Origin of the sequence: Enterobacteriaceae endosymbiont of Donacia cincticornis (genome assembly GCF_012568845.1) — a bacterium.
Lineage (GTDB): Bacteria > Pseudomonadota > Gammaproteobacteria > Enterobacterales > Enterobacteriaceae.
In genome coordinates this window covers 86,439-111,737 of sequence record NZ_CP046194.1, presented here as the reverse complement: position 1 = coordinate 111,737, position 25,299 = coordinate 86,439, and the positions used below count along the sequence as shown (strand labels likewise).

The 25,299-nt window shown below is 19.4% G+C and carries 27 protein-coding genes and 1 tRNA gene; 12 read left to right on the top strand and 16 right to left on the bottom strand.

What is annotated here, in order from left to right:
- Nucleotides 1-5: 5 nt before the first annotated feature.
- The 3 genes from GJT99_RS00590 to hisIE are packed head-to-tail and all read left to right on the top strand — an operon-like array spanning nucleotide 6 to nucleotide 2,112.
- A complete protein-coding gene (locus GJT99_RS00590; RefSeq protein ID WP_168893795.1) occupies nucleotides 6-743 on the top strand; it encodes a 1-(5-phosphoribosyl)-5-[(5-phosphoribosylamino)methylideneamino]imidazole-4-carboxamide isomerase in 738 nt (245 codons plus the stop codon).
- Nucleotides 725-1,504 (top strand): imidazole glycerol phosphate synthase subunit HisF, encoded by a 780-nt coding sequence (hisF, locus tag GJT99_RS00585; protein WP_168893794.1) that lies wholly within the window; start codon nucleotides 725-727, stop codon nucleotides 1,502-1,504. Before GJT99_RS00590 ends, hisF begins: the two co-directional genes overlap by 19 nt.
- Complete coding sequence (hisIE, locus tag GJT99_RS00580; protein ID WP_168893793.1) at nucleotides 1,498-2,112, top strand: bifunctional phosphoribosyl-AMP cyclohydrolase/phosphoribosyl-ATP diphosphatase HisIE; 615 nt, start codon at nucleotides 1,498-1,500, stop codon at nucleotides 2,110-2,112. The genes hisF and hisIE overlap by 7 nt, the downstream gene beginning before the upstream one ends.
- Nucleotides 2,113-2,197: 85 nt before the next feature.
- On the opposite strand, the gene hslU is transcribed toward hisIE, so the two are convergent.
- Together hslU and hslV are read right to left on the bottom strand one after the other, a co-directional pair.
- The gene (gene hslU, locus GJT99_RS00575) at nucleotides 2,198-3,517 is read right to left on the bottom strand and encodes an ATP-dependent protease ATPase subunit HslU (RefSeq protein ID WP_168893792.1); all 1,320 of its coding nucleotides are present in this window, start codon (nucleotides 3,515-3,517) and stop codon (nucleotides 2,198-2,200) included.
- A gap of 24 nt (nucleotides 3,518-3,541) precedes the next feature.
- A complete protein-coding gene (gene hslV, locus GJT99_RS00570; RefSeq protein WP_168893791.1) occupies nucleotides 3,542-4,069 on the bottom strand; it encodes an ATP-dependent protease subunit HslV in 528 nt (175 codons plus the stop codon).
- A 236-nt stretch (nucleotides 4,070-4,305) separates the two neighbouring features.
- Between hslV and tsaB the strand changes: the two genes are divergently transcribed.
- Nucleotides 4,306-4,986 (top strand): tRNA (adenosine(37)-N6)-threonylcarbamoyltransferase complex dimerization subunit type 1 TsaB, encoded by a 681-nt coding sequence (tsaB, locus tag GJT99_RS00565; RefSeq protein ID WP_168893790.1) that lies wholly within the window; start codon nucleotides 4,306-4,308, stop codon nucleotides 4,984-4,986.
- Nucleotides 4,987-4,998: 12 nt separating this feature from the next.
- Here the strand turns inward: tsaB and minE are convergent, their stop codons facing one another.
- The 3 genes from minE to minC are packed head-to-tail and all read right to left on the bottom strand — an operon-like array spanning nucleotide 4,999 to nucleotide 6,891.
- Nucleotides 4,999-5,286 (bottom strand): cell division topological specificity factor MinE, encoded by a 288-nt coding sequence (gene minE, locus GJT99_RS00560; protein WP_168893789.1) that lies wholly within the window; start codon nucleotides 5,284-5,286, stop codon nucleotides 4,999-5,001.
- Between the two features lies 1 nt (nucleotide 5,287).
- Nucleotides 5,288-6,094: a septum site-determining protein MinD gene (gene minD, locus GJT99_RS00555; protein WP_168893788.1), complete on the bottom strand. Its 807-nt coding sequence runs from the start codon at nucleotides 6,092-6,094 to the stop codon at nucleotides 5,288-5,290.
- 23 nt (nucleotides 6,095-6,117) lie between these two features.
- Nucleotides 6,118-6,891, bottom strand: coding sequence for a septum site-determining protein MinC (gene minC, locus GJT99_RS00550; RefSeq protein WP_168893787.1), 774 nt, complete (start codon nucleotides 6,889-6,891; stop codon nucleotides 6,118-6,120).
- Nucleotides 6,892-7,064: 173 nt separating this feature from the next.
- Here minC and rnt point away from each other — a divergent pair, with 173 nt between their 5' ends.
- Nucleotides 7,065-7,694, top strand: a complete 630-nt coding sequence (gene rnt, locus GJT99_RS00545) for a ribonuclease T (RefSeq protein ID WP_168893786.1) — start codon at nucleotides 7,065-7,067, stop codon at nucleotides 7,692-7,694.
- Between the two features lie 25 nt (nucleotides 7,695-7,719).
- Here the strand turns inward: rnt and grxD are convergent, their stop codons facing one another.
- The gene (gene grxD / locus GJT99_RS00540) at nucleotides 7,720-8,031 is read right to left on the bottom strand and encodes a Grx4 family monothiol glutaredoxin (RefSeq protein WP_168893785.1); all 312 of its coding nucleotides are present in this window, start codon (nucleotides 8,029-8,031) and stop codon (nucleotides 7,720-7,722) included.
- A gap of 114 nt (nucleotides 8,032-8,145) precedes the next feature.
- On the opposite strand from grxD, the gene GJT99_RS00535 reads away from it, so the two are divergent.
- The gene (locus GJT99_RS00535; protein ID WP_168893784.1) at nucleotides 8,146-9,480 is read left to right on the top strand and encodes an MATE family efflux transporter; all 1,335 of its coding nucleotides are present in this window, start codon (nucleotides 8,146-8,148) and stop codon (nucleotides 9,478-9,480) included.
- 44 nt (nucleotides 9,481-9,524) lie between these two features.
- Nucleotides 9,525-9,597: transfer RNA gene (locus GJT99_RS00530), tRNA-Val, on the top strand.
- Nucleotides 9,598-9,623: 26 nt separating this feature from the next.
- On the opposite strand, the gene tyrS is transcribed toward GJT99_RS00530, so the two are convergent.
- From tyrS to prfA, 10 genes are all read right to left on the bottom strand, one after another.
- Nucleotides 9,624-10,907, bottom strand: coding sequence for a tyrosine--tRNA ligase (tyrS, locus tag GJT99_RS00525; protein ID WP_168893783.1), 1,284 nt, complete (start codon nucleotides 10,905-10,907; stop codon nucleotides 9,624-9,626).
- Between the two features lie 27 nt (nucleotides 10,908-10,934).
- Complete coding sequence (locus GJT99_RS00520) at nucleotides 10,935-11,546, bottom strand: riboflavin synthase (protein WP_168893782.1); 612 nt, start codon at nucleotides 11,544-11,546, stop codon at nucleotides 10,935-10,937.
- 91 nt (nucleotides 11,547-11,637) lie between these two features.
- The gene (gene pheT, locus GJT99_RS00515) at nucleotides 11,638-14,115 is read right to left on the bottom strand and encodes a phenylalanine--tRNA ligase subunit beta (RefSeq protein WP_168893781.1); all 2,478 of its coding nucleotides are present in this window, start codon (nucleotides 14,113-14,115) and stop codon (nucleotides 11,638-11,640) included.
- Complete coding sequence (gene pheS, locus GJT99_RS00510) at nucleotides 14,112-15,110, bottom strand: phenylalanine--tRNA ligase subunit alpha (protein WP_425482532.1); 999 nt, start codon at nucleotides 15,108-15,110, stop codon at nucleotides 14,112-14,114. Before pheS ends, pheT begins: the two co-directional genes overlap by 4 nt.
- 50 nt (nucleotides 15,111-15,160) lie before the next feature.
- Nucleotides 15,161-15,511, bottom strand: a complete 351-nt coding sequence (rplT, locus tag GJT99_RS00505; protein WP_168893779.1) for a 50S ribosomal protein L20 — start codon at nucleotides 15,509-15,511, stop codon at nucleotides 15,161-15,163.
- Nucleotides 15,512-15,553: 42 nt separating this feature from the next.
- The gene (rpmI, locus tag GJT99_RS00500) at nucleotides 15,554-15,751 is read right to left on the bottom strand and encodes a 50S ribosomal protein L35 (RefSeq protein ID WP_168893778.1); all 198 of its coding nucleotides are present in this window, start codon (nucleotides 15,749-15,751) and stop codon (nucleotides 15,554-15,556) included.
- A 22-nt stretch (nucleotides 15,752-15,773) separates the two neighbouring features.
- The gene (gene infC, locus GJT99_RS00495; protein WP_168894084.1) at nucleotides 15,774-16,313 is read right to left on the bottom strand and encodes a translation initiation factor IF-3; all 540 of its coding nucleotides are present in this window, start codon (nucleotides 16,311-16,313) and stop codon (nucleotides 15,774-15,776) included.
- 16 nt (nucleotides 16,314-16,329) lie between these two features.
- Nucleotides 16,330-17,637 (bottom strand): threonine--tRNA ligase, encoded by a 1,308-nt coding sequence (thrS, locus tag GJT99_RS00490; RefSeq protein ID WP_246208908.1) that lies wholly within the window; start codon nucleotides 17,635-17,637, stop codon nucleotides 16,330-16,332.
- Between the two features lie 58 nt (nucleotides 17,638-17,695).
- Nucleotides 17,696-18,535: a peptide chain release factor N(5)-glutamine methyltransferase gene (prmC, locus tag GJT99_RS00485; RefSeq protein ID WP_168893777.1), complete on the bottom strand. Its 840-nt coding sequence runs from the start codon at nucleotides 18,533-18,535 to the stop codon at nucleotides 17,696-17,698.
- A gap of 16 nt (nucleotides 18,536-18,551) precedes the next feature.
- The gene (gene prfA / locus GJT99_RS00480; protein ID WP_168893776.1) at nucleotides 18,552-19,619 is read right to left on the bottom strand and encodes a peptide chain release factor 1; all 1,068 of its coding nucleotides are present in this window, start codon (nucleotides 19,617-19,619) and stop codon (nucleotides 18,552-18,554) included.
- A 191-nt stretch (nucleotides 19,620-19,810) separates the two neighbouring features.
- Between prfA and GJT99_RS00475 the strand changes: the two genes are divergently transcribed.
- From GJT99_RS00475 to sppA, 5 genes are all read left to right on the top strand, one after another.
- Nucleotides 19,811-20,758 (top strand): ribose-phosphate pyrophosphokinase, encoded by a 948-nt coding sequence (locus GJT99_RS00475; protein ID WP_168893775.1) that lies wholly within the window; start codon nucleotides 19,811-19,813, stop codon nucleotides 20,756-20,758.
- A gap of 20 nt (nucleotides 20,759-20,778) precedes the next feature.
- The gene (gene pth / locus GJT99_RS00470) at nucleotides 20,779-21,360 is read left to right on the top strand and encodes an aminoacyl-tRNA hydrolase (RefSeq protein WP_168893774.1); all 582 of its coding nucleotides are present in this window, start codon (nucleotides 20,779-20,781) and stop codon (nucleotides 21,358-21,360) included.
- A gap of 11 nt (nucleotides 21,361-21,371) precedes the next feature.
- Nucleotides 21,372-22,403, top strand: coding sequence for a redox-regulated ATPase YchF (gene ychF / locus GJT99_RS00465; RefSeq protein ID WP_168893773.1), 1,032 nt, complete (start codon nucleotides 21,372-21,374; stop codon nucleotides 22,401-22,403).
- A 258-nt stretch (nucleotides 22,404-22,661) separates the two neighbouring features.
- Nucleotides 22,662-23,468 carry an exodeoxyribonuclease III gene (xthA, locus tag GJT99_RS00460; protein ID WP_168893772.1) on the top strand — a complete coding sequence of 269 codons (807 nt, stop codon included), beginning with the start codon at nucleotides 22,662-22,664 and terminating at the stop codon, nucleotides 23,466-23,468.
- 30 nt (nucleotides 23,469-23,498) lie between these two features.
- On the top strand, nucleotides 23,499-25,289 hold the full coding sequence (sppA, locus tag GJT99_RS00455; protein WP_168893771.1) for a signal peptide peptidase SppA: 1,791 nt from the start codon (nucleotides 23,499-23,501) through the stop codon (nucleotides 25,287-25,289).
- Nucleotides 25,290-25,299: the final 10 nt, after the last annotated feature.

Sequence of the window (25,299 nt, the reverse complement as noted above, 5' to 3'; positions counted from 1 at the left end):
TAAATATGATTATCCCAGCAATTGATTTAATTCAAGGAAAAGTAGTTAGATTACATCAAGGTAAATTTAATTTAAAACGTGAATATTTATATTCACCTATATTTTATATAAAAAAATATATTAAAGAAAATGCTCGTAAAATTCATCTCATAGATTTAGATGGTGCAAAAAATCCTAATATTAAACAATTAATTTTATTAAAAAAAATTTTTAAATATAAATTACCTCCAATCCAAATTGGAGGAGGTATAAGATCTCAAAAAGATATAGATTTTATTTTTAATTTAATACCTAATTCTCAAATTATATTAGGATCTATTATACAAAATTTTGAAAACGTAAAAAAAATATTTAAGTTATATAATCCAAATTCTATTATTTTAGCTTTAGATATAAAATATGATCAAAATAATAAAAAAGTAATTTTTATTAATGGATGGCAGAATAAAAGTAATATAATTTTTGAAGATATTATAGAAAAATTTTTACATTTAGGTTTAAAATATATTTTATGTACAGATATCTCACGAGATGGAACTTTATTAGGACCAAATATAAATTTATATACTGAAATAGTAAAAAAATATCCTGAAATATCTTTTCAAGCCTCAGGAGGTATATCTTCTTTACAAGATATTATTAATTTAAAAAATATTGGAGTAAAAGATGTAATTATAGGAAGAGCATTTTTAGAAAAAAAATTTACTCTTAAAGAGGCTAATATATGTTGGCAAAAAGAATAATTCCTTGTTTAGATGTAAAAGAAGATTTAGTAGTTAAAGGAAAACAATTTAAAAATCATCAGATTATAGGAGATATTTTATCTTTAGCTAAAAAATATGATAAAGATGGTGCTGATGAATTGGTTTTTTATGATATTACAGCTTCAACTAATAATCAATTAGTTAATAAAAAATGGATATCAAAAATTTCTAAAATTATTAGTATTCCATTTTGTGTTGCAGGAGGAATTTCATCTATAGATGATGCTGCTAAAATATTACATTTAGGAGCAGAAAAAATATCGATTAATACTCCTGCATTAAATAATCCTAATTTAATAAATGAGTTATCTAAATATTTTGGTAAACAATGTATTGTTGTAGGAATAGATTCTTGGTATGACAAAAAAACTCAAAAATATTATGTTTATAAATATACTGGTAATCAAAAAAAAATAAAATTAACAAAATGGGAAACTATTGATTGGGTAAAATATGTACAAAAATTGGGAGCAGGAGAAATAGTATTAAATACGATGAATCAGGATGGATTATGTGGTGGTTATGACATAGAACAATTAAAAAAAATTAGAAAAATTTGTAAAATACCTTTGATTGCATCTGGAGGAGCAGGTTCTATAAATGATTTTTATAATGTTTTTCATAAAGAAATAAATGTTGATGGTGCTTTAGCTGCATCAGTATTTCATAAAAATATAATTAATATTAAAACATTAAAAAAATTTCTATATAAAAAAAATATTGAGGTAAGAATATGTTAAATTTTATAAAAAATTTAGATTGGTTTAAAACTAATGGATTAATTCCGACTATTATACAACATAAAATTTCTGGACAAATACTTATGCATGCATATATGAATAAAGAATCTCTTCTTATTACTTTAAAAACTAAAAAAGTTACATTTTTTTCTAGAACAAAAAATAAAATATGGACGAAAGGTGAAACAACAGGTAATTTTTTATATGTAAAAAAAATTACAACTGATTGTGATAAAGATACGCTTCTTATATTAGTTATTTCTATAAACAATACATGCCATTTAAATGAATATAGTTGTTTTAAAAAAACAATATCTGATTTTACTTTTTTATATTTATTAGAAAAAATTTTAGATAAAAAAAAAAAATCTTCTATAGAATCTTCATATACTTATAAATTATATCAAAGTGGTATAAAAAGAATTACACAAAAAGTAGGAGAAGAAGCTATAGAAACCATTATAGCTGCAAATGATAACAATAAAAAAGAAACTATGCAAGAAACAGCAGATTTAATTTATCATTTAATAGTTTTATTAAAAGTAAAAAACATTAATTTGAAAGATGTTATTAAAATTTTAAAAATTAGAAATTCTGAATTAAAATAGTTTATTAATCAAGTTTTATTTTAAATTTATAAAATTTAGAAATTAATATTTATTATTTTTAAATAAAATTTCAAATATTAACATATTATAAAATATATCTACTAATATCTTCATTAATAATAAGTGTGTCAAGATGTTGACTTACATAATTTTCATTAATAATAATAGATTTATTATTATATTCACTAGCATTATAAGAAATATCTGACATTAAATATTCTAATACAGTATGTAATCTTCTAGCTCCTATATTTTCTGTTGTTTCATTAACTTTCCAAGCAGATTCTGCTATTTTTTTTATACCATCTTTAGTAAAGATAATATTTACTTTTTCTGTAGCTAATAAAGCCTTATACTGAACAGTTATAGATGCATTAGGTTCTATAAGAATTCTTTCAAAATCATTACTAGTTAATGCTTTTAATTCTACTCTAATAGGTAATCTACCTTGTAATTCAGGTATTAAATCAGAAGGTTTCGAAATTTGAAATGATCCTGAAGCAATAAATAAAATATAATCTGTTTTAACCATACCATGTTTTGTTGATACTGTACATCCTTCGACTAAAGGTAATAAATCTCTTTGTACACCTTCTCTTGAAATATCAGATGATACATTATTACTTCTTCTACAAATTTTGTCTATTTCATCTAAAAAAACTATACCATTTTGTTCTACTGCTTCTATAGCTTTTTGTTTAATATCTTCGTTATTAACTAATTTATTAGCTTCTTCTTCTATTAATAATTTTAATGCATCTTTAATTTTTAATTTACGTTTTTTTTGTTTATTTCCTCCTAAATTCTGGAATAAAGATTGTAATTGACTGGTCATTTCTTCCATTCCTGGAGGTGCCATAATTTCAATACCCATAGGAACACTAGATAAATTAATTTCAATTTCTTGATTATCTAATAATCCATTTTTTAATTTATTTTTTAATTTTTTACGAATAGAATCAATATTATCATCTTTATTCCAATTATTTTTATTAGGTATTAATACATTCAGAATTCTTTCTTCTGCCATTTCTTTTGCTCTATAACAATTTTTATTAAATGCTTGTATTCGTATCATTTTAATTGCAGCATCAGTTAAATCACGAATAATAGAATCTACTTCTTTCCCAACATAACCAATTTCAGTAAATTTGGTTGCTTCTACCTTTATAAAGGGTGCATTAGCTAATTTTGCTAATCTACGTGCAATTTCTGTTTTTCCTACACCTGTAGGACCTATCATTAATATATTTTTAGGTGTTACTTCTGATCTTAAATTTTCATCTAATTTCATACGACGCCAACGATTTCTTAAAGCTATTGCAACTGCTTTTTTTGCACTTTCTTGCCCAATAATAAATTTATCTAATTCATTTACAATTTCTTTTGGGGTCATTTCAGACATAATGAAAATTTTCCTCATACTTATTTATTTAGATGGTAATTCTTCAATAGTAAAATTATGGTTAGTATATATACAAATATCTCCAGCAATTTTTAAAGATTTTTTTACTATTTCATATGCATTTAAATTAGTATTTTCAAATAAAGCACGAGCCGATGCTTGTGCATATGGGCCACCAGAACCAATAGTTACTATATTATTTTCAGGTTGTATAACATCTCCGCTACCTGTAATAATTAAAGAAGTAATTTTATCCGCTATTACTAATAATGCTTCTAATTTACGTAAAATACGATCTGTTCTCCAATCTTTTGCTAATTCAACTGCAGATTTAATTAAATTTCCTTGATGTATTTCTAATTTTTGTTCAAATAACTCAAAAAGAGTAAAAGCATCTGCAGTACCACCAGCAAAACCAGCAATTACTGTATCATTATATAACTTACGAATTTTTTTTACATTTCCTTTCATTATAATATGACCAAGAGTTGCTTGTCCATCTCCACCAATAACTACATTACCATTTCTCCTTACACTAACTATTGTTGTCATGAGTTTATTCCTAATTAAAATCATTATTTATTTTAAAATTCTATAGAAAATAAATAATAATTATATTTTTATAAAATTTTATTAAAATAGTAATTAATAAATTAATATTTTATATTTCATTTTATAAAAAATTATATTATAATTAGCAGTATAATAATTTTAAATTATATTAAAACATTAAAATTATAACATAATTTTTATTTTAAACAATAAATTTATATTTAATTAATATTTATATGCAAAATAATATTTTAGCAATTGATACATCTACTGAATATTGTTTACTTTCGTTAAAAATAGATAATATTATTTATAATAAAATACATTATTCTCCTTATTCTCATATAAAATGTATATTACAATTACTCAATAATCTTTTAAAAGAAAAGAAAATTACTTTATCAACAATATGTTTATTAGGATATAATTTAGGACCAGGAAATTTTACAAGTTTAAGAATAGGTATAGCAATAATAGAAAGTCTTTCTTATGTATTAAATATTCCTAAAATAGGGATATCTCATTTAATGATTTTAGCTGAACAATCTTGGAAAATAACAGGGATTAAAAATGTTATATCTGTTATAAAATGTAATCAAAATTTGTTATATTTTGCTATATATAAAAGAACTTTTAAAGGTTTATGGATAGGGAAAAAAAGTGAATGTTTATTAAATTATAATGATTTTTTTCAAAAAATAATTTTATTAAAAGGAATATTTGTATTAATTTCTAATATAGATCAATATTTTCAAAAAAATATAAAAAAAAAAATAGGTACAAATTTAAAAATAACATTTGTTTATAATAAATTTCTTTCTTCAGAAAATATTATTAGTATTATTAATACTATATTTTTAAACAAAAAAAAGGTAAAAAAAAATTATCAAATAAATTACATTAAAAATATATTTTAATATATATATATTTTATTTGTTATTTTTTTTTTTAAATGTTTTTTTTGTTTTAGGTAAAATAATATTCAATTCTAGTGTTGATATATTATTTTTTTTATCATCCATTTCTATATTGATCATTTTTGAATTTATTTTAGTATACTTCGAAATTACTTTTAATATTTCCTTTTTCAATTGTGTTATATAACAAGGATATATATAACCTTTTTTAGATTCTTCAGATATAATAATCTGTAATCTTTTTTTAGCAATATTAGCAGTTTTTTTCTTTTTAAATAAAAAAAAATTAATAATATTCATATTATCTCCCAAACCAACGTTGTAAAAAATTTTTTTGTTTTTCTTTTATAAAACGTAGAGGAATTTTTTCTCCTAATAAACGTTTAACAGTGTCATTATATGCTAATGAAGCATTAGATTTTTCATGTAAAATGATACTTTTACCTTGATTTGATGCTCTTAATACTAAAGGATCTTCTGGAATTACACCTATTATTTTGATACCTAAAATTTCAACAATATCATCGATACTTAACATATCACCACAATCCACCCTAATAGGGTTATATCGTGTAAGTAATAAATATTCTTTAATAGATCCCCCATCTTTAGCTCTTTTAGATTGTGATGAAATTATGCCTAAAATTCTATCAGAATCTCTAATAGAAGAAATTTCAGGATTAGTAGTAACAATAGCTTCATCAGCAAAATATAATGCAGTTAATGCACCTTTTTCAATTCCCGCTGGTGAATCACATATGATAAAATCAAAATTCATTGTATTTAAATTTTTTAAAATAGTTTCAACTCCATTATAAGTTAATACATCTTTATTTTTTGTTTGAGAAGCAGGTAATATATATAAATTTTTATATTTTTTATCTCTTATTAAAGCTTGATTTAATGTAGCTTCTCCTTGTAAAACATTGATAAAATCATAAACAACTCTTCTTTCACAACCCATGATTAAATCTAAATTACGTAATCCTATATCAAAATCAATAACAGCAGTTTTTTTCCCATTTTTAGCTAATCCAGTAGCTATAGCTGCACTAGAGGTAGTTTTACCTACACCACCTTTACCAGAAGTTATAACAATTATACGCATGAAAAATTTCCTTAATAGTAAATTTAATTATATGATTTTATTGTTAAAATCTTATTTTTTAAATATATTCTTGATGATTTTCCTAAAAATTTTTTAGGAATTTGGTCTTGAAGTAAATATTCACCAGCAATAGATAATAATTCAGCAAATAATTGATTACAAAAAATTTGACAACTTTTATCTCCATTAGCACCAGATAAAGCTTTACCCCTCATAAAACCATAAATATGAATATTACCATCTGCTATTAATTCTGCTCCTGTGCTAACATTATTTATAATAACTAAATCACTATTATAGGCATAAATTTGTTGTCCTGATCTAATTGGATTATAAATAATTTTACTTTTTTTATAATAAATATCTTTGTTAAATGATAAAGTTTTTTTTTCTTTAATTATTTTAATGATAGATTTCGGTATTACATTATCTTTATTATTATTTTTTTTTTTTTCGTTAATATCAATATTTGAAATTTTTTTATTATCTTTATTATTAGCAAATAAAACAGGTATACCAGTATTATTTATAATTTTAATAATATTTTTATTATTACATCCGCTAACTCCTATAATATTAATTCCTGTTGAAATAATAGCATTATAAACTTTTTCCCAATTTATTTCATTTTTTATATAAAAAATATTAACAATAACTGACATTTTTTTAAAAAATATAGGAGAATATTGTATTTTTTTTTTTATTGCATTATATATAAGTTCAGGTTGAGTATTATATAAATAAATTACATAAAATGAAAAATTATTTTGTTTAAATTTAATTATTTTTGTAAACATTTTATTTCCTTTAATAAATTAAAATTATTTTTAATTAAAATAATTTAATTAATTATATAAATATTTTTTAAATATATAAAATATTTTATACTTGTAATTTTTGACATAAAAGTATAATTTAATAATGTATATAATATTACCATTAAATATATTTAATAATTTTAAAAATTCAAATGAATAATTTATCAAAATTAGATTTATTATCTTCTAGATTTAGAGGATTTTATCCTGTTGTAATAGATATTGAAACTTCAGGATTTAATTTTAAATACAATGCTATACTAGAAATAAGTTTAATTACATTAAAAATGAATAATGGTTGGTTGCAAAAAAACAAAACATTACATTTTCATGTTTTACCTTTTAAAGGTTCAAGAATTTCTCCAGATGCATTAGCTTTTAATGGTATTAATATTCACACTTCTTTAAGAGGTGCTATTACTGAAATAGAAGTTTTAAAAATAATTTTTAAAAAAATTACTAAAGATTTAAAAAAAAATAAATGTAAAAAAGCAGTTGTAGTAGCTCATAATGCTAGTTTCGATCATAGTTTTCTCATGGAATCTATAAAAAGAAACAAAATGGAAATAAATAATCCATTTCATTCTTTTGTAATATTTGATACAACATCAATGTGTAGTTTAATTTTAGGACAAACTGTATTAGCAAAATCATGTCACAAAATTGGTATATCATTCGATAGTAATCGAGCACATTCTGCATTATATGATGCTAATCGTACTGCTGAATTATTTTGTAAATTAGTTAATAATTGGAAAATTAAAGGAGGATGGCCACCGTAATTAAATATTAATTTAACTTAATAATTTATTTTTTAAAATTTAGAATTTTTTTTAATTTATTATTAATATGTAATGTATATAATATATCAGAACCTCCTATTAATTTATTATTTACCCATAATTGGGGAAATGTTGGCCAATTAGCATATTTAGGTAAATATTTTCTAATATCAGAATCTTTCAAAATATCAATATAAGTAAATTTTATTTTATAAAATAAAATTATTTTTACTGCTTTATTAGAAAAACCACATTGAGGATTTTTTGGAGTGCCTTTCATATATAAAATAATAGGATTATCATTAATTTGTTTTTTTATTTTATTAAAAATATTCATAAAATACCTTTTTTTTTGTTAAAAAAAATTTAAAATTAGAATAATTATATATATAATAATTTTCTATTTTAGAAAAGTAAAATTATTTTAATAATATTAAAAGAAAGGGTTTATGTGTATAAATATTTAATCGAAATAAAAAAACTATTTAGTATTACTATACCAATAATTTTAACACAAATAGCCTATCTTTTAATTAGTATCATAAATATGATTATATCAAATTCTTTTGATAAAATTGATATGGCTGCAATATCAATAGGTACATCAATATGGTTACCTTTATTATTATTTTGTCATGGGATATTTTTATCTTTAATACCTATTATTACAAAATTACATGGATCTAATAAACAACGAAAAATTATAGAATATGTACAACAATCATATCTATTATCAATTATTTTGTCATGTATAATGATATTTATTTTATATAAAGCTAATTTTTTTATATATTTATTATTAACCAATAAAATTTTAATTTTAAAAGTAATAATTTTTTTAAAAATAATTATGTGGAGTATACCTGGTTATTTATTATTACAAATATTACGTTGTGTTTGTATTTCATTTTCATTAACCATGCCTGATATGATAATTAGTTGGATTGGAGTTATAATATATATACCAATGAATTATATTTTTATTTATGGTTATAGTTATATACCATCTTTTGGAAATTTAGGATGTGGTTTATCTATAGTATTGATATATTTGATATTAACTATCATTACCATGATATGGATGTATAATTCAACATATTTTAATATAAAATATTTTAGTTTATTTAATAAACCTAATATAAAAATTTTAAAAAAATTATTAAAATTAGGAATTCCTATTGGATTATCTATTTTTATTGAAATTACATTATTTACAGTTGTTTCTTTATTTATTTCTTCTATGGGTATAGATAATTTTGTTAGTCATCAAATAGCTCAGAATTTTAATTCTTTAATTTTTGTAATTCCATTATCTTTAAGTATATCTACTACTATATTAGTAGGGTTTTATTTAGGTTCAGGTTATAAAAATAAAGCTAAAATAATTAGTTGGATTTCACAAATTATAGGTATTATTTTATCTGTTTTTATTATATTAATTAGTTTTTTTTTAAAGAAAAAAATTGCTTCTTTATATAATTCTAATATAAATATTATAAATTTATCATCTAAATTAATATTTTTAGTATCTATTTATCAATTTTTATATGCTATTCAAATAATAGGATGTGGTACTTTAAAAGCTTATAAAGATACTAAATTTATTTTTTTTATTACTTTTATTTCTTGTTGGGTAATAGGATTACCTATTGGTTATATTTTATCTATGACAAACTTAATTATAAATGCTATAGGTCCTATAGGTTTTTGGATAGGATTTATTATGGGATTAATTATTGCAGTATTATTAATTATATTACGTATTATTAAAATACAAAAAGATTGATTAAACATCATTAATATGATTTAATTATAATTAGTGTTTTTTATGCGTTCTTAACTCAGTTGGTAGAGTGTCACTATGACATAGTGAAAGTCAGAGGTTCAAATCCTCTAGAACGCATAAAATTTTATTATTTATTTTTATATTTATTTCCAATAAATTAAACAAAAGTTTTTTTTACCTTTACGTAATAAAGTAAAATGTTTAAATTTTTTATGATATTTAGTAAATATAAATGATGTTTTTGATATTTGTTCATTATTTATATATATAGAATTAGATTTAATTAATTTAGATGCTTGGGTATGAGAAGATGCAAATTTACTTAAAATTAATATTTTTTGCAAAGAAAATTCTTTGTTATTTATAACAATATTATTAATACTATTCAATAGTATTGAAAAGTCGTTTTGTGATAAATTTTTTATATTTTTATAAAAAAGTATGTTTGTTATTTTTTTAGATAAAACTAAATTATGTTCTCCATGTACTATTTTTGTCATATATTCTGCAAGTAGATATTGAGGACTATTTTTTTTAATATCGTTTTTTTTTTTTTTAAAATCGTTAATAATTTCTAATTCTAAATTAGTAAACATATATAAAAACTTAAATATAAGTGAATCTGGAATATTTAACCAAAATTGAAAAAATTCATATGGACTAGTTTTATTTTTATCTAACCATATTGTTTTTTTTTCTGTTTTACCAAATTTTGTTCCATCATTTTTAACAATTAAATTAGTTGTTATTCCAAAAACTTTTTTTTTATACATTTTTTTTATTAAATCAATTCCTGATGTAATATTTCCCCATTGATCAGATCCCCCTAATTGGAGAATAACATCAAAATTTTTATTTAAGTAAGCAAAATCATAAGATTGTAATAAAGTATAAGAAAATTCAGCAAAAGAAATACCATTAATTTCATTATTTATCATTCTATTTTTAATAGAATCTTTATTCATCATATGATTAATATAAAAATATTTGCCTATTTTTTCTAAGAAAAATAAAATATTAGTTTTATAAAACCAGTTGTAATTATTAACAATAATTGCACTATTTTTACCACAATTAAAATCTAAAATTTTTTTTATCTGTATACTAATTTTATGAAACCAGATATTAATAATATCTATTGAGTTCATTTTTCTTTCTTTTAATTTAAAACTAGGATCTCCAATTAAACTCGTAGCTCCACCTAATAAAATAATTGGTTTATGTCCTAATTCTTGAAAATATTTTAATGTAAATAATTGTATTAAATGTCCTATATGTAAACTATCTGCTGTTAAATCAAAACCACAATAAAGATTAATATTTTGTTGACTTAAAATTGTAAATAATTTATTTTGATTAGTAATTTGATATAGAATATTACGATCTTTTAATTTTTTTAAAATATTTGTTTTATTTTTTTTTATCATTTATATTCCTTATGTATTATTAATATATTAAAAATTTTTATTATATAATCTTTCAACAGTTTGTATTATATTTCTAGTATATATATCTGTTTCAATGTTGACATAATTGTAAATTTTTTTTTTAGATAATGTTGTTTTTGATAATGTTTCTGGTATTAAATTTACACTAAATCTATCTTGAAATTTTTTATCTATTGTTAAACTAACACCATCTACACATATAGATCCTTTTATTGGAATATAATTCATTTGTAAAATATTTTTAGGTTTAATCCATAGAATTTTATAAAAATCATAATTTTCTATATTGGTTATAATGGCAATATCAGTAATATGTCCTAATACTATATGTCCTCCTAAAAAATCATTAATTTTTATTGGTTTTTCAAGATTAATATAATCATTAACTTTTAAATTTTTAAAAGTTGTATTATTTATAGTATGACATGTTATATTAAACAAGATTATATTTTTATATAGGTTTACAATAGTTAAACAACATCCATTATTTGAAATAGATTCTCCTATTTTTAAATCTTTAATAAAATTTTTATTTGTTTTTATATATATACAATATTTTTTTTTTTTAAAAAAAAATTTTTTAATTTTACCTATTGATTGAATAATACCTGTAAACATTTTTTTCTTTTTACAAAAATTATATATATTTATTATATCTAATAAAAAAGATTAAATAATTAAATTATTTTTAAATATAAAAATTAAAAATTTATTTATTATAATAAACATTATCTCTTAATATAATTTGAAATTTATTTTTTAATTCTAAAATACATTTATTTATAATGTTATTAATTTCTATATCATTTAATGTATGATTTTTATCTTGTAAAAATAAACTTAAGGTTATATTTTTATATTTTTTAGGAATATTATTTCCTTGAAATATATCTATAAGTTTTATTTTTATTAGATTTTTTAATTTTAATTTTTGAAGTTGTAACAAAATACAATTAAAATTAATGTTTTTTTTTACAAAAAAAGAAATATCTCTTTTATTTATCGGATAATTAATTATTTTTTCAAAATTAAAAATATTATTAATAATAATATTATCATAAAATAATTCAAAGAAAAAAGTATTAGAATCTATATTAAAATAATTAATTAATCTAGGATGTAACATACCAATATATCCAACATATATACTATTAATATAAATTGATGAATTTATATACGGATGTAGTATTGTATTTTTATTTTGTTGATAAAATTCTATTTTATTATTTTTAGAAAAAACATTTAAAATATATTCTAAATTACCTTTTATATCATAAAAATTAACACATTTATTTTTTTTATTCCAATAATTATCTAATGAGTTTACATTAACTATTCCTGCTAACATAAATTTTTGTGATATACCTATTTTTTTTGTAAAATCTTTAAAAAAACATAAACCATATTCGAAAAAACGTAAATTTTTTTGTTGTCTATTTTTATTATAAATAATATTATTAATTAATCCATATGATAAGGAATTTCTCATCACAGATGTTTCTATTGTTAGAGGATTTTTAATTTTTATACATTTTATTTTTGGATATAATATTAATTGTATTTTAGGATTAATAAAACTATAATTAATAACTTCATGATATCCTTGATAGATTAAAATATCTTTTATTTTTTTAATATTAATTTTTTGACATTCTAATATAGAATAATTTTTTTTTATAATATTATCTTTAATCAAAGAAATATTAATTTTTTGAGGAATATGATTATATCCATATACTCTTATAATTTCTTCTATAACATCTTCTACTATATTTACATCATATCTCCAACTAGGTATTTTAATAATACAATTATTCATTGTTTTTTTTATAAAAATAAAACCTAGTTTATTTAAAATATTAAATATAATTTTTTTTTTGATATTAAAACCTAAAATTTTATATATATGTTTAAATGATAAATTTATTATTTTTTGATGATTATTTATATTATTAATATTAATTGTATAAATTTTACTTCTTTTCCCCTTAAAGATTTGTAATAATAAATTGATAGTTCTTATAAGAACTATTTTTTGGATTAATGGATCTAAAGTATTTTTATGAAAATTATAAGTATTATTAATGTTACAACCATTATTTAATAATAAATTTATATATTTTGGACTTAAAAATAAACATTCTACTAAAATGTTTTTAGTTGTTAATCTTACAGAATAATTTTTATTTTGTATTATTCCAGGTATAGACATAATTTGATCATTATTTACTATTGTAAGTAACGAGTTTTTATCTAGTAAATTTGTTTTTTTATTTGTCAAATTATAAAAATAATATTTATTGTTTTGATATTTTTTTATATAAATTTTACCATTAATCTTGTTATAATTATAAAATTGGATAGGATATCCTAATTCTAAAATTATATAATTGCGAATATTTAATAATGGATTGTTAGGTATAAACTTTATTCCTGCATAATATAATCTTTCTTTAATAAAAAAAGGAATTTTTTTAGTTAAATTAATATTTTTAATTATACAATAATTATATTGATATAATATATTCTTTATTTTTTTATCGTAGTTAATATTAATTTGATATTTTTTTGAATTTTCTATTAAATAATTTTTATATGGTATACTAAATTTATTTTTTTTATTTAAAACAGATAAATCTCTTGTTAAGCCTAAAATATTTAAACAATCAAGCCTGTTTGTAGGAATATTTATATGTAAAATATTATCATATAAATATAAAGTATCATTTTTTTTTTTAAGACTATTATTTCTATTTAAAAAAGTTATATTATTATTAATAATATTATATTTTGTATATAAACTAATTATTTTAGGAGTACACAATAGTCCTTCTGATTCTTTTAAAAAAAAATATTTTGGTATTTTTATATATTTTTTATATAAAAAAGAGTTTTTAGTAGCTAAAATAATTTTCATTTTTTTATGAAAACAATTAATATTAGAAAATATTTTTAATAATTTACCATTATTAGTTAATATTTTAAATTCATAAATTTTAGGATTTTTTTTATATATATAATAGTTAAGAATTTTACCTTTAATTACTTGTTTTATATCACTACTATAAGTAATAGATTCTATTTTTTCTATTTCAAATCCTAACATTGTCATTTTTTTTGATAAAGAATAAATATCTTTATCATAATAAAACCATTCTCGTAGCCAAAATTCACTAAATTTTATCATATAAAGTTATTTGATCTAAATTGTTTAAGAAAACGTATATCATTTTCATAAAAAAAACGAATATCAGAAAGATTATAACGTAGCATAGTTAATCTTTCTATTCCTAATCCAAAAGCAAATCCACAATATTTATTAGTATTTATCCCAACATTTTTTAACACATAAGGATGTACCATCCCAGCACCTAAAATTTCAACCCATTGTTTATTATTATTTAATATATCTATTTCTAAAGAAGGTTCTGTAAAAGGAAAATAAGAAGGTCTAAAACGTATTTTATTTTTTTCACCAAAGAAAAAATTTAAAAATGAAATTAATATTCCTTTTAAATCAACAAATGTTACTTTTTTATCAATAAATAATCCTTCAATTTGATGAAACATAGGTGTATGGTTACTATCATAATCATTACGATATACTTTTCCAGAAGTTAAAATTTTTATAGGTAGTTTATTTTTTTTCATAACTCTAATTTGTACATTAGAAGTTTGAGTACGTAATAAAAGATTTTTATCTAACCAAAATGTATCTTGTTCTGTTCTTGTTGGATGATATTTTGAGATATTTAATGCATCAAAATTATGATAAATATCCTCGATTTCAGGTCCTGTAATTATTTTAAATCCGATATTAGTAAAAAAATCTTCTATTTCATTAATTATATTTGTAATAGGGTGTTTAGATCCTGGTGGAATATATTTTCCTGGTAATGATACATCAATATTTTGATCTAGAAATTTATTATTATATTGTTCTATTTCTATTTCTTTTTTACGTTTTATTATTATTTTTTTTATTTGTTTTTTTTGTTTATTATAAATAATACATCTATGAATTCTCTCATTTTTATTTAAATTTTTTATTAACATGAATTGTTTATTAATATAACTTTTTTTACCTAAATATTTAATTTTTAATATATTCAGATCTTTAAGATTTTTTACTATAGAAACTTCTTTCTTTACTATTATAATTATATCATTAATTATCATGATATTCTCATATATTATATATATAAAAGATTGTTATTTAATAAAAATTAATTTTATGAATGAGAAGAATAAGTTAATAATTTATTAAAAGTTAAATTATCAGATAATGCTATATTAGCTAACATTTTTCTATTTATATTTATATTATTTTTTTTTAATTTATATATTAAAGAACTATAAGAAATATTTTTTTTACGTGCTGCTGCGTTAATTTTTATAATCCATAATTGACGAAATTTTCTTTTTTTTTGTTTTCTATCTCTATAAGCATATTGTCCTGATTTAATTATTGCTTGAAAAGCAGATCTATAAGATCTTGATCTAGCACCATAATATCCTTTTGCTTGTTTTAAAATTTTTTTATGTCTTGTTTTAGAAGTAACTCCACGTTTAATTCTAACCATATGATATAGATTCCTACAATAATTATTTATTATATTTTTATTTTATAAATAAGGTAAACAGATTTTTAACGAATGTAAATTTCCTTTTGAAACTATTTTTTTTTTTTTTAAAAATCTTTTATGTTTTTTATTTTTTTTAGTTAATAAATGTCTTAAATTTGCTTTTTTGTGTTTAAAAAAACCATTACTCGTTTTTTTAAAACGTTTTGCAACACTACGTACTGTTTTAAGTTTATTCATATATAAACCATTATCTTATTTATTATTTTTTTGGTATTAAAATCATTATGATTTGTCTGCCTTCAATTTTTGTAGGAAATGATTCTATTATTGCTAAATTTTGTATGTCATTTTTTATACGATTAAGCATAGAAAAACCTAGTTTTGTATGCATCATTTCTCTACCTCTAAATCTTAGAGTAATTTTTACTTTATCTCCATTTTTTATAAAACGAATCACATTACGTAATTTAATACGATAATCTTCCGTATCTGTACTAGGACGAAATTTAATTTCTTTTAAATGTATTATTTTTTGTTTTTTTTTTTGTTCTTTAGAAGCCTTATTTTTTATATACAAAAATTTACCATAATCCATTATACGACATACTGGCGGTGTAGAATTAGGACTAATTTCTACTAAATCAAATCCAGTATTTTCTGCTTTTTTTAAAGCTTCTTTAAGATTAATTATTCCTATTTGTTCTCCATTTAATCCTATTAATCTTACAATTTTACTCCTAATATTTTTATTAATTTTATTAGGTCGTGAGAATTGTATTATTTTTTTTCCAACTTTAATATTTTACCTCCTTTATTTATTTTAAATAATAGTTATTAATTTTTTTGTTTATTTCATTGATAATATCATGAATTTTCATAAATCCCAAATCTTTACCAAAACAATCTCTTACTGAAATAAAATTATTTTTTATTTCTTGATCTCCACATATTAAAATATATGGAATATGTTGCATTGTATATTTTCTAATTTTAAAAGAAATATGTTTATTTTGAATATCGTATTTAATACGGATATTATTTTTTTTGATTATTTTAAATATTTTTAAAACATATTGTATATGTTTTTCACTAATATTAAGTATTATTATTTGTATAGGAGCAAGCCAAATAGGTAAATATCCAGAAAATTCTTCAAGAAGAATACCTATAAATCTTTCTAGAGAACCTAAAATAGCTCTATGTATTATAATAGGGGTACTGTGTTTGTTTTTTTTATTAATATAAAATAATTTTAAACATTTAGGTAATGTAAAATCTAATTGTATAGTTCCACATTGCCATTCTCTATCTAAACAATCAAAAAAAGAAAATTCAATTTTAGGACCATAAAAAGCTCCTTCTTTTTTTTGGATTTTAAAATTGATATTCATTTCTTTTAAAATAAGTAATAAATCATTTTCTGTTTTATCCCAAAGTTTATCATCTCCAATTTTATATAATGGTCTTGTAGATAATTTTACAAAAAATTTTTTAAAACCAAAAATATGATAAATATCATATATCATATAAATACAATTTTTTATTTCTTCTCTTACTTGATTTTTTGTACAAAAAATATGTGCATCATCTTGAGTAAAATTTCTTAATCTCATTAAACCATGTAATGAACCTGAAGGTTCATTCCTATGACAAATACCAAATTCAGCAATTTTTAATGGTAAATCTTTATATGATTTTAATTTTTGTTTGAAAATTTGGATATGAGCAGGACAGTTCATAGGTTTTATACAATAATTTCTATTTTCTGAATAAGTTGTAAAAATTGCTTTTTTATAAATTTTCCAATGTCCTGTTTTTTCCCAAATAGAAATATCAGTTATTAAAGGAGTTTTTACTTCTAAATAATTATATTGATTTAGTTTTAATCGTAAAAAATTTTCTAATTCTTTAAAAATAATATAACCATTATTATGCCAAAAAACCATTCCTGGGGCTTCATCTTGGAAATGATATAGATCTAATTTTTTCCCTATAGATCTATGATCTATTTTTAATAATTTTATTTTATGAGACAAAAATTCTTTTTTTTCTTTTTTTTTAAAATTACCATTCTGTTCCATTTTACTTTTATAAGTAAGAATATCATTATTAAATAATATCAAAAATTTTTTGTTAAATATATTAAAAATATTATAAGAATATTTAATTTATAAAATTTTTTTAAAGTAATTTTTGTCCACAAATAATTCTTTGATATCCTTGTATATCATAATATTGCTGAATATTTTTAAATTTTTGAATTTTTAATTTATTTTTTATAATAAATCCTTGTTTATAACCATGTTCTAAGATCAACCAACCATAATTATTTAAATATTTTAAAGCATTTGAAATAATATGGTCTAAATCATTTAATCCATTTTTATTGGAAACTAAAGATTGAATAGGTTCAAATTTTAATTGTTTTTTTAAAAAAAAATATTCTTTATAACTTATATAAGGGGGATTACTTATAATTATATCAAATGTATTATTTTTTAAATGACTAAACCAATTACTTTTTAAAAAAGTAATATTTTTAATATTTAAATTTTTAGCATTATTTTTAGCTATATTAATAATTTTATTAGAAAAATCTATAGCAGTAATATCAAGAATATTATATTCATAAGCTAGTGCTAATGAAATTGCACCACTTCCAGTACCTAAATCTAATATTTTTTTTATTCTTTTATTTATTTTTTGTAAAACAACATCTACTAAAATTTCTGTATCTTTACGAGGTATTAATACATAAGGTGATACATTAATTTTTAATGACCAAAATTCACAAAAACCTAATATATAGGCAATAGGTGTACCTTTAATTCTTTTTTTTAATAAATTCTTTAATGTTTTATATTGTTTGTAATTAATTTTTGTTTCATTAAAACCATAAATCCATGATTTAGGTTTATTTAAAATAAATGATATTAATAAATTAGCTTCTAATTGATAATTTGATATTTTATTTTTTTTTAAAATATTAAAAGCATATTGTAAAAGTTGATCAATAATCATAAATAATTTTTCTAAATTATAGTCTATTATTTTTTTGATAAATCATTGGATTTATTAAAAGATCTAAGTTTCCATTCATAATTTCATTTAATTTATAAATAGTTAAATTAATACGATGATCAGTAACTCTTTTTTGAATAAAATTATAAGTTCTATTTCTATCTGAACGATCACCAGTACCTAATAATTTTTTTTTTTTTAAAGCATTGTCTTTATTTTTTTTTTCAATTTTTATTGCATTTATTCTAGCTGCTAACACAGCTAATGCTTTTGATTTATTTTTATGTTGTGATCTTTCATCTTGACATTCAACAACTATTTTTGTTGGGATATGAGTAATACGTATAGCAGAATCTGTTGTATTAACATGCTGTCCACCAGCTCCTGAAGATCTAAATGTATCAATTTTTAAATCTTGAATATTTATTTCTGGCATCTCGGTTTTTGATAATTCAGGCATAACAGCTACAATACAAGTTGAAGTATGTACTCTTCCTTGTGATTCTGTTTCTGGAACTCTTTGAACTCTATGTCCTCCAGATTCAAATTTTAATTTTCCATATACGCCTATACCGATAATTTTTAAAATAATTTCTTTAAAACCATTACCATGTTCATTATAATGAATATGCATTATCTCTACTTTCCATTTTTTTGATTCAGCATATCTAATATACATTCTAGAAATATTTTTTACAAAAATCGCTGCCTCATTACCTCCAGAGCCAGCTTTTATTTCTATAAAACAATTACGATTATCTTTTTTATTTTTAGGTAATAATAATTTATATAATATTTTTTCTAATTTTTTTTGTTTAAAATTAATATTTTTAATATCTTCTAAAACCATTAGATATATATCTTTATCTTTTTCTTTTAATAAAGATTTTGTATTTATTAAATTTGATTGTAATTTATTCCATTTTATAAATGGTTTAATAATATTAGATAATCTTGAATATTCAGTAGATAAATTACGTAAAACATTGTGATTATTATATATTTTATAATCACTTAATTTTTTTATTAAATAATTATATCTCTTATATAAAAGATTAAGTTTTTTAATCATATAAGAATTCATAAATTATATTTTAATATTTAAAAAATTATTAAATAAATAATATTTTATAAAAATATTATTATATTATATTCAAATATACATAATATATATTTTATAATAATTTAATAAAACTACAAAATATAATTTTTATTTTGTTTATAATTTTTTTTGTTATATATAATAAAATATTTCATTTAAATAAAAGGTTTTATGTGACTAAAATAAAATTATTTACTGGAAATGCTATTCCAGATTTAGCAAAAAAAATTGCTCATCATTTATATATCGATTTAGGTAAAATATTTGTAGGAAGATTTAGTGATGGAGAAATATCTGTTAAAATAAATGAAAATGTTAGAGGACATGATATTTTTATTATACAATCGACATGTAATCCTACTAATGATAATCTTATAGAATTAATTATTATGATAGATGCTTTTAAACGAGCTTCTGCAGGAAGAATAACTGCTGTTATTCCTTATTTTGGATATGCAAGACAAGATAGAAGAATTCGTTCTGCTAGAGTTCCTATTACTGCAAAAGTTATAGCTGATTTTTTATCCAGAGTAGGAGTTAATAGAATTTTAACTGTAGATTTACATGCTGAACAAATTCAAGGTTTTTTTAATATACCCGTAGATAATGTATTTGCTAGTTCTATATTTTTAATGGATATTTTAAAAAAAACATATAATAATCCAATAATAATTTCTCCTGATATTGGAGGAGTAATACGTGCTAGATCTATTGCAAAACAATTATTTAATGGTACAGATATGGCTATAATAGATAAAAGAAGATCTAATACTAATACAACAGAAGTAATGAATATTATTGGAGATGTAAATAAAAGAGATTGTATTTTAATAGATGATATTGTTGATACAGCAGGAACATTATGTCAAGCTGCAAAAGCATTAAAAAATAATGGAGCTACAAAAGTTTTTGCTTATGTCACTCATCCTATTTTTTCTGGAAATGCTATTAAAAATATTTATAATTCAGTCATAGATGAAATTATAGTATGCGATAGTATACCATTAACTAATAAAATAAAAAAAATAAATAAAATTAGAGTATTAACACTATCATTTATGTTATCTGAAGCAATAAGAAGAATTAGTAATGAAGAATCTATTTCTATAATGTTTAAATAAAATTAATAGGATAAAATTATTTGAGTAATATAAAAATCATTGTGGGTTTAGGAAATAACATAGATAATCAATTTATTGGTACTCGTCATAATATAGGTGCAGATTATGTTATTAATTTAGCTAAAAAATTTAATTTAAAATTTAAAAAAAATAAAAAATTTGGTGGATATATTAGTAATTTGATTTTGAAAAATAAAAATATCATATTATTTATACCAAATTCTTTTATAAATTATTCGGGAAAATCAATATTTATTGTTTCTAATTTTTATAAAATTGCTTTACAAAATATTTTAATAGTTCATGATGATTTAGATTTTTTACCAGGAATTATAAGATTTAAATATAATGGTAGTAGTGGTGGACATAATGGTATCAAAAATATTATTAAAGTATTTAATGGTACATCATTTTATAGATTACGTATAGGTATAGGTCATCCCAAAAATAAAATAGAAGTAAATAATTTTGTATTAAGTAAACCTACAAAAATTGAACAAAAAACTATTAATTTTGCTATTGAATATAGTATAAATGCTTTATTAATTTTTATTCAAAAAAATTATAATCAAGCTGTAAAATTCTTACATACTAAAACATAATAGGATTAATAATGGGATTAAAATGTGGTATAATAGGTCTACCTAATGTTGGTAAATCTACTTTATTTAATGTATTGACTAATTCTAATGTAGATGCGTTAAATTATCCTTTTTGTACAATAAAACCAAATATAAGTATAGTAACTGTTCCTGATGATAGATTGTTTTATTTAGCTCAATTAATACAATCTAAAAAAGTTATACAATCTACAATAAGTTTTGTTGACATTGCTGGTTTAATTAAAGGAGCTTATAAAGGTGAAGGATTAGGTAATCAATTTTTACATAATATATCAGAAGTTGATGCTATTATTCATGTAATACGTTGTTTTAATGATAAAAAAATATTAAGTTTATCATTTAATCCAATTAAAGATGTTAAAATTATAAATAATGAGCTTATTCAATTTGATATAAATTTAATTTGTAAATTACAAAATAATATTTATAAAAAAAAACAAAAAAAAAATAATAAACTAGAATCTTTATTTAAAATTTGTTTGGATCATTTAAAAAATGGAAAATTATTAAATTTATTAAAATTAAATATAGAAGAAATAAATTTTTTAAAAAAAATTAAATTACTAACAATTAAGCCAATACTTATTATTGCTAATACAGATAAAAATGATATTAAAAATAAATCATTTTCAAGAGAAATTTTATTTCTTAGTAAAAATTTTTTAATATTAAAAATATGTATTAAAAATCTTAATAAAGAATTAAAATTATCTTTAGATAAAAATTTAAAAAAAATAATTACTTTAAGTTTTAAATTATTAAATTTACATACTTTTTATACTGTAGGTATAAAAGAAACAAAATCTTGGAGTATATTAAAAGGAACAACAGCATTAGAAGCTGCAAAAAAAATTCATAGTGATATCCAAAAAGGTTTTATTAGAGCACAAGTAATTCATTATAATGATTTTGTATTTTATAAAAATGCAATAAAAGCAAAATTATCTGGTAAAATGAATATAGAAGGCAAAAAATATATTATTAATGATGGGGATATAATTAATTTTCTTTTTAAAATTTAAAATTTATTTTTCATATAAAATAAATTTATTATGTAATAAATTTTATTTTTTTAACAAAAATTTATAAAAATTAAATTTATATAAAATATATTATTATTAATTAAATTTAAAATAATATATATTATAATTTTTTTAAATATTTTAATTTTAAAAATTTTTTATAGAAAAATAATTATATATAAAAATATATAGAAAATTATTTTTATTTAAAAAGATTTTAAAAAGTTTTTAAAAAACAATATATTAATTAAAGTTTTTATGAAAATTTTCTCATTTAATATAAATGGTATAAGGGCACATTTTCATCAATTAACATTACTGATAAAAATATATAATCCTGATATAATTGGATTACAAGAAATAAAAGTAAATAATAAAAATTTTCCTAAAGAAAAAATATGTAAATTAGGATATAATTCTTATATATGTGGACAACCACAATATTCTGGAGTAGCAATATTAAGTAAAAAAAAAATTTTTAATATAAAAAAAGAATTTTTAGAAAATTATAATAATCAAAAAAGATTAATAATGGTTGATTTAGATAGTTCTATTGGTAATATAAAAATTATAAATTGTTATTTTCCTCAAGGAGGTAATAAACATAATTATATAAAATTTAAATACAAAATAAATTTTTTAAAAAATTTATATTATTTTATAAAAAAAAAATTAAATCCTAATAATCATATTATAATTATGGGAGATACTAATATTAGTATAACTGATTTAGATATTGGGATAGGAAATAAGAATCGTCTAAAATGGTTAGAACAAGGAATATGTTCTTTTTTACCAGAGGAAAGGTTTTATATTAATAAATTACTTAACTGGGGTCTATTTGATATTTGGAGATTAATGAATCCTTTTACAAGTAATAAATTTTCTTGGTTTGATTATAGATCGAATAAATTTTTTTTAAATAAAGGATTAAGAATTGATAATATTTTAATTACTAATTCATTAAGAAAATATTATATAAATTCAAATATAGAATATAATATTCGTAACTTAATAAAACCTTCAGATCATGCTCCTATTTGGGTAAATTTAAAAATTATTTAATAAATTTTATTTAGAAGAATTAGGTGACAAATGATTAAATTATTTAATTTAGTAAAATCTTTTTTTTATTACCTATGGTCATTAATTAATTTTACTAGAATATTAATAATAAATATAATTTTTATATTATTAATATCTTTATTTTGTTATTACATATATAACATTCATCATCAAAAAAATATTAATGACAAAATGTTAAAAAAAAAGAATCAAGTTTTAGAAATCAATTTTAATGAAAATTTAACTGATGATTCTTTTTATCAAAAAAATAAAAAAATAGAATTATTTAATAAATTAATAAAAAAAGATAATAATTCTATACTAAATATAGTTCAAGCAATAAAATATGCAAAACAGGATAAGAATGTAAGTGGAATTATATTAAAATTACATAATTTAAATATTCATGATTTACCAACATTACGTTATATAGGTAAATATTTAAATGATTTTAAATCAACAGGAAAAAAAATATATGCAATTTCAGATTCATATGATCAAAATCAATATTATTTAGCTAGTTTTGCTAATAAAATTTTTTTATCACCATATGGTTATGTAAAATTACATGGTTTTAGTTTTAAAAAATTTTTTATTAAAGATTTATTACAAAAATTAAAAATAAATACTTATATATTTAGAATAGGAGAATATAAATCTGCAGTTGAGCCTATACTCAGAAATAATATGTCTAATAATAATAAAATTATTTTAAGTAAATTAATTAATAATATTTGGTGTGATTATTTGACAACTATAACTACAAATAGAAAATTAACTTTTAAAAAAATTTTTCCTACAAATAAAGATTTTTTAATTTCTCTTGAGAAATCTCATGGAGATTTAGCATTATTTGCTTTACAAAATAAATTAATAGATAAAATCTCTAATAATGATGAATTTGAAGAAGAAATGATAAAAACTTTTGGTGTTGGTAAAGAAAAAACATATAATAAAATTGATATTAATAATTATATTAAAGTTAATATAGAAAAAAGTAGTATAATAAAAGATAATCAGAGTAATATTTCTGTTATAACAATAAACGGAATAATGATATACGGTAAAAATAATAGTAATATTATTACAAAAGCAATACATAAAGTTTATAAAAATCCTCATATTAAAGGTTTAATATTAAGAATAAATAGTCCAGGTGGTGATATAAAAGCAGCACAAGCTATTTATGATGAATTAATTTTATTAAAAAAAGTTCATAAACCTATAGTTGTTTTAATGGGTAAAGTAGCAGCATCAGGAGCATATTGGATTTCTACAGCGGCAGATTTTATAATTGCTGATCCTTCTAGTTTAACTGGTTCAATTGGAATATTTAGTATCATATATAATTTTAGTGATTTATTAAACAGATTCGGTATTCAGCAAGATGGTGTAAATATATCAGATAGATTTAATTTTTCTATAAGTGAAAAAATATCTACGATAGAAAAAAAAATAATAGAATTAACTATCCAAAATGGTTATGATAAATTTATTAGTGTAGTTTCAAAAGAAAGAAATCTTCCTATTGAAAATGTAAAAAAAATAGCTAATGGAATGATCTTTTTAGGGAAAGATGCTATAAAATATGGGTTAATTGATGATCTAGGTGATTTTGATTATGCAAAATTAAAAATTTCTGAATTAACAAAAATTAAAAAAATTGAATTACAATGGGAAAATACAGATGTTTTAGATATATCAGATTTTTTTTTAAAAATAAATAGTTATATTACATCTAATATTATTAATAATATATTTTTCATAAATAATATAGATTTTTTTAATTTTCAAAAAACATATGCTTTACTTTTTCAATAAAATATAAATA

Coding starts and splice junctions, on each gene's coding strand:
- GJT99_RS00590 (WP_168893795.1), top strand. CDS start 6: ATGATTATCCCAGCAATTGATTTAATTCAAGGAAAAGTAGTTAGATTA.
- hisF (WP_168893794.1), top strand. CDS start 725: ATGTTGGCAAAAAGAATAATTCCTTGTTTAGATGTAAAAGAAGATTTA.
- hisIE (WP_168893793.1), top strand. CDS start 1,498: ATGTTAAATTTTATAAAAAATTTAGATTGGTTTAAAACTAATGGATTA.
- hslU (WP_168893792.1), bottom strand. CDS start 3,517: ATGTCTGAAATGACCCCAAAAGAAATTGTAAATGAATTAGATAAATTT.
- hslV (WP_168893791.1), bottom strand. CDS start 4,069: ATGACAACAATAGTTAGTGTAAGGAGAAATGGTAATGTAGTTATTGGT.
- tsaB (WP_168893790.1), top strand. CDS start 4,306: ATGCAAAATAATATTTTAGCAATTGATACATCTACTGAATATTGTTTA.
- minE (WP_168893789.1), bottom strand. CDS start 5,286: ATGAATATTATTAATTTTTTTTTATTTAAAAAGAAAAAAACTGCTAAT.
- minD (WP_168893788.1), bottom strand. CDS start 6,094: ATGCGTATAATTGTTATAACTTCTGGTAAAGGTGGTGTAGGTAAAACT.
- minC (WP_168893787.1), bottom strand. CDS start 6,891: ATGTTTACAAAAATAATTAAATTTAAACAAAATAATTTTTCATTTTAT.
- rnt (WP_168893786.1), top strand. CDS start 7,065: ATGAATAATTTATCAAAATTAGATTTATTATCTTCTAGATTTAGAGGA.
- grxD (WP_168893785.1), bottom strand. CDS start 8,031: ATGAATATTTTTAATAAAATAAAAAAACAAATTAATGATAATCCTATT.
- tyrS (WP_168893783.1), bottom strand. CDS start 10,907: ATGATAAAAAAAAATAAAACAAATATTTTAAAAAAATTAAAAGATCGT.
- GJT99_RS00520 (WP_168893782.1), bottom strand. CDS start 11,546: ATGTTTACAGGTATTATTCAATCAATAGGTAAAATTAAAAAATTTTTT.
- pheT (WP_168893781.1), bottom strand. CDS start 14,115: ATGATAAAATTTAGTGAATTTTGGCTACGAGAATGGTTTTATTATGAT.
- rplT (WP_168893779.1), bottom strand. CDS start 15,511: ATGGTTAGAATTAAACGTGGAGTTACTTCTAAAACAAGACATAAAAAA.
- rpmI (WP_168893778.1), bottom strand. CDS start 15,751: ATGAATAAACTTAAAACAGTACGTAGTGTTGCAAAACGTTTTAAAAAA.
- prmC (WP_168893777.1), bottom strand. CDS start 18,535: ATGATTATTGATCAACTTTTACAATATGCTTTTAATATTTTAAAAAAA.
- prfA (WP_168893776.1), bottom strand. CDS start 19,619: ATGAATTCTTATATGATTAAAAAACTTAATCTTTTATATAAGAGATAT.
- ychF (WP_168893773.1), top strand. CDS start 21,372: ATGGGATTAAAATGTGGTATAATAGGTCTACCTAATGTTGGTAAATCT.
- xthA (WP_168893772.1), top strand. CDS start 22,662: ATGAAAATTTTCTCATTTAATATAAATGGTATAAGGGCACATTTTCAT.
- sppA (WP_168893771.1), top strand. CDS start 23,499: ATGATTAAATTATTTAATTTAGTAAAATCTTTTTTTTATTACCTATGG.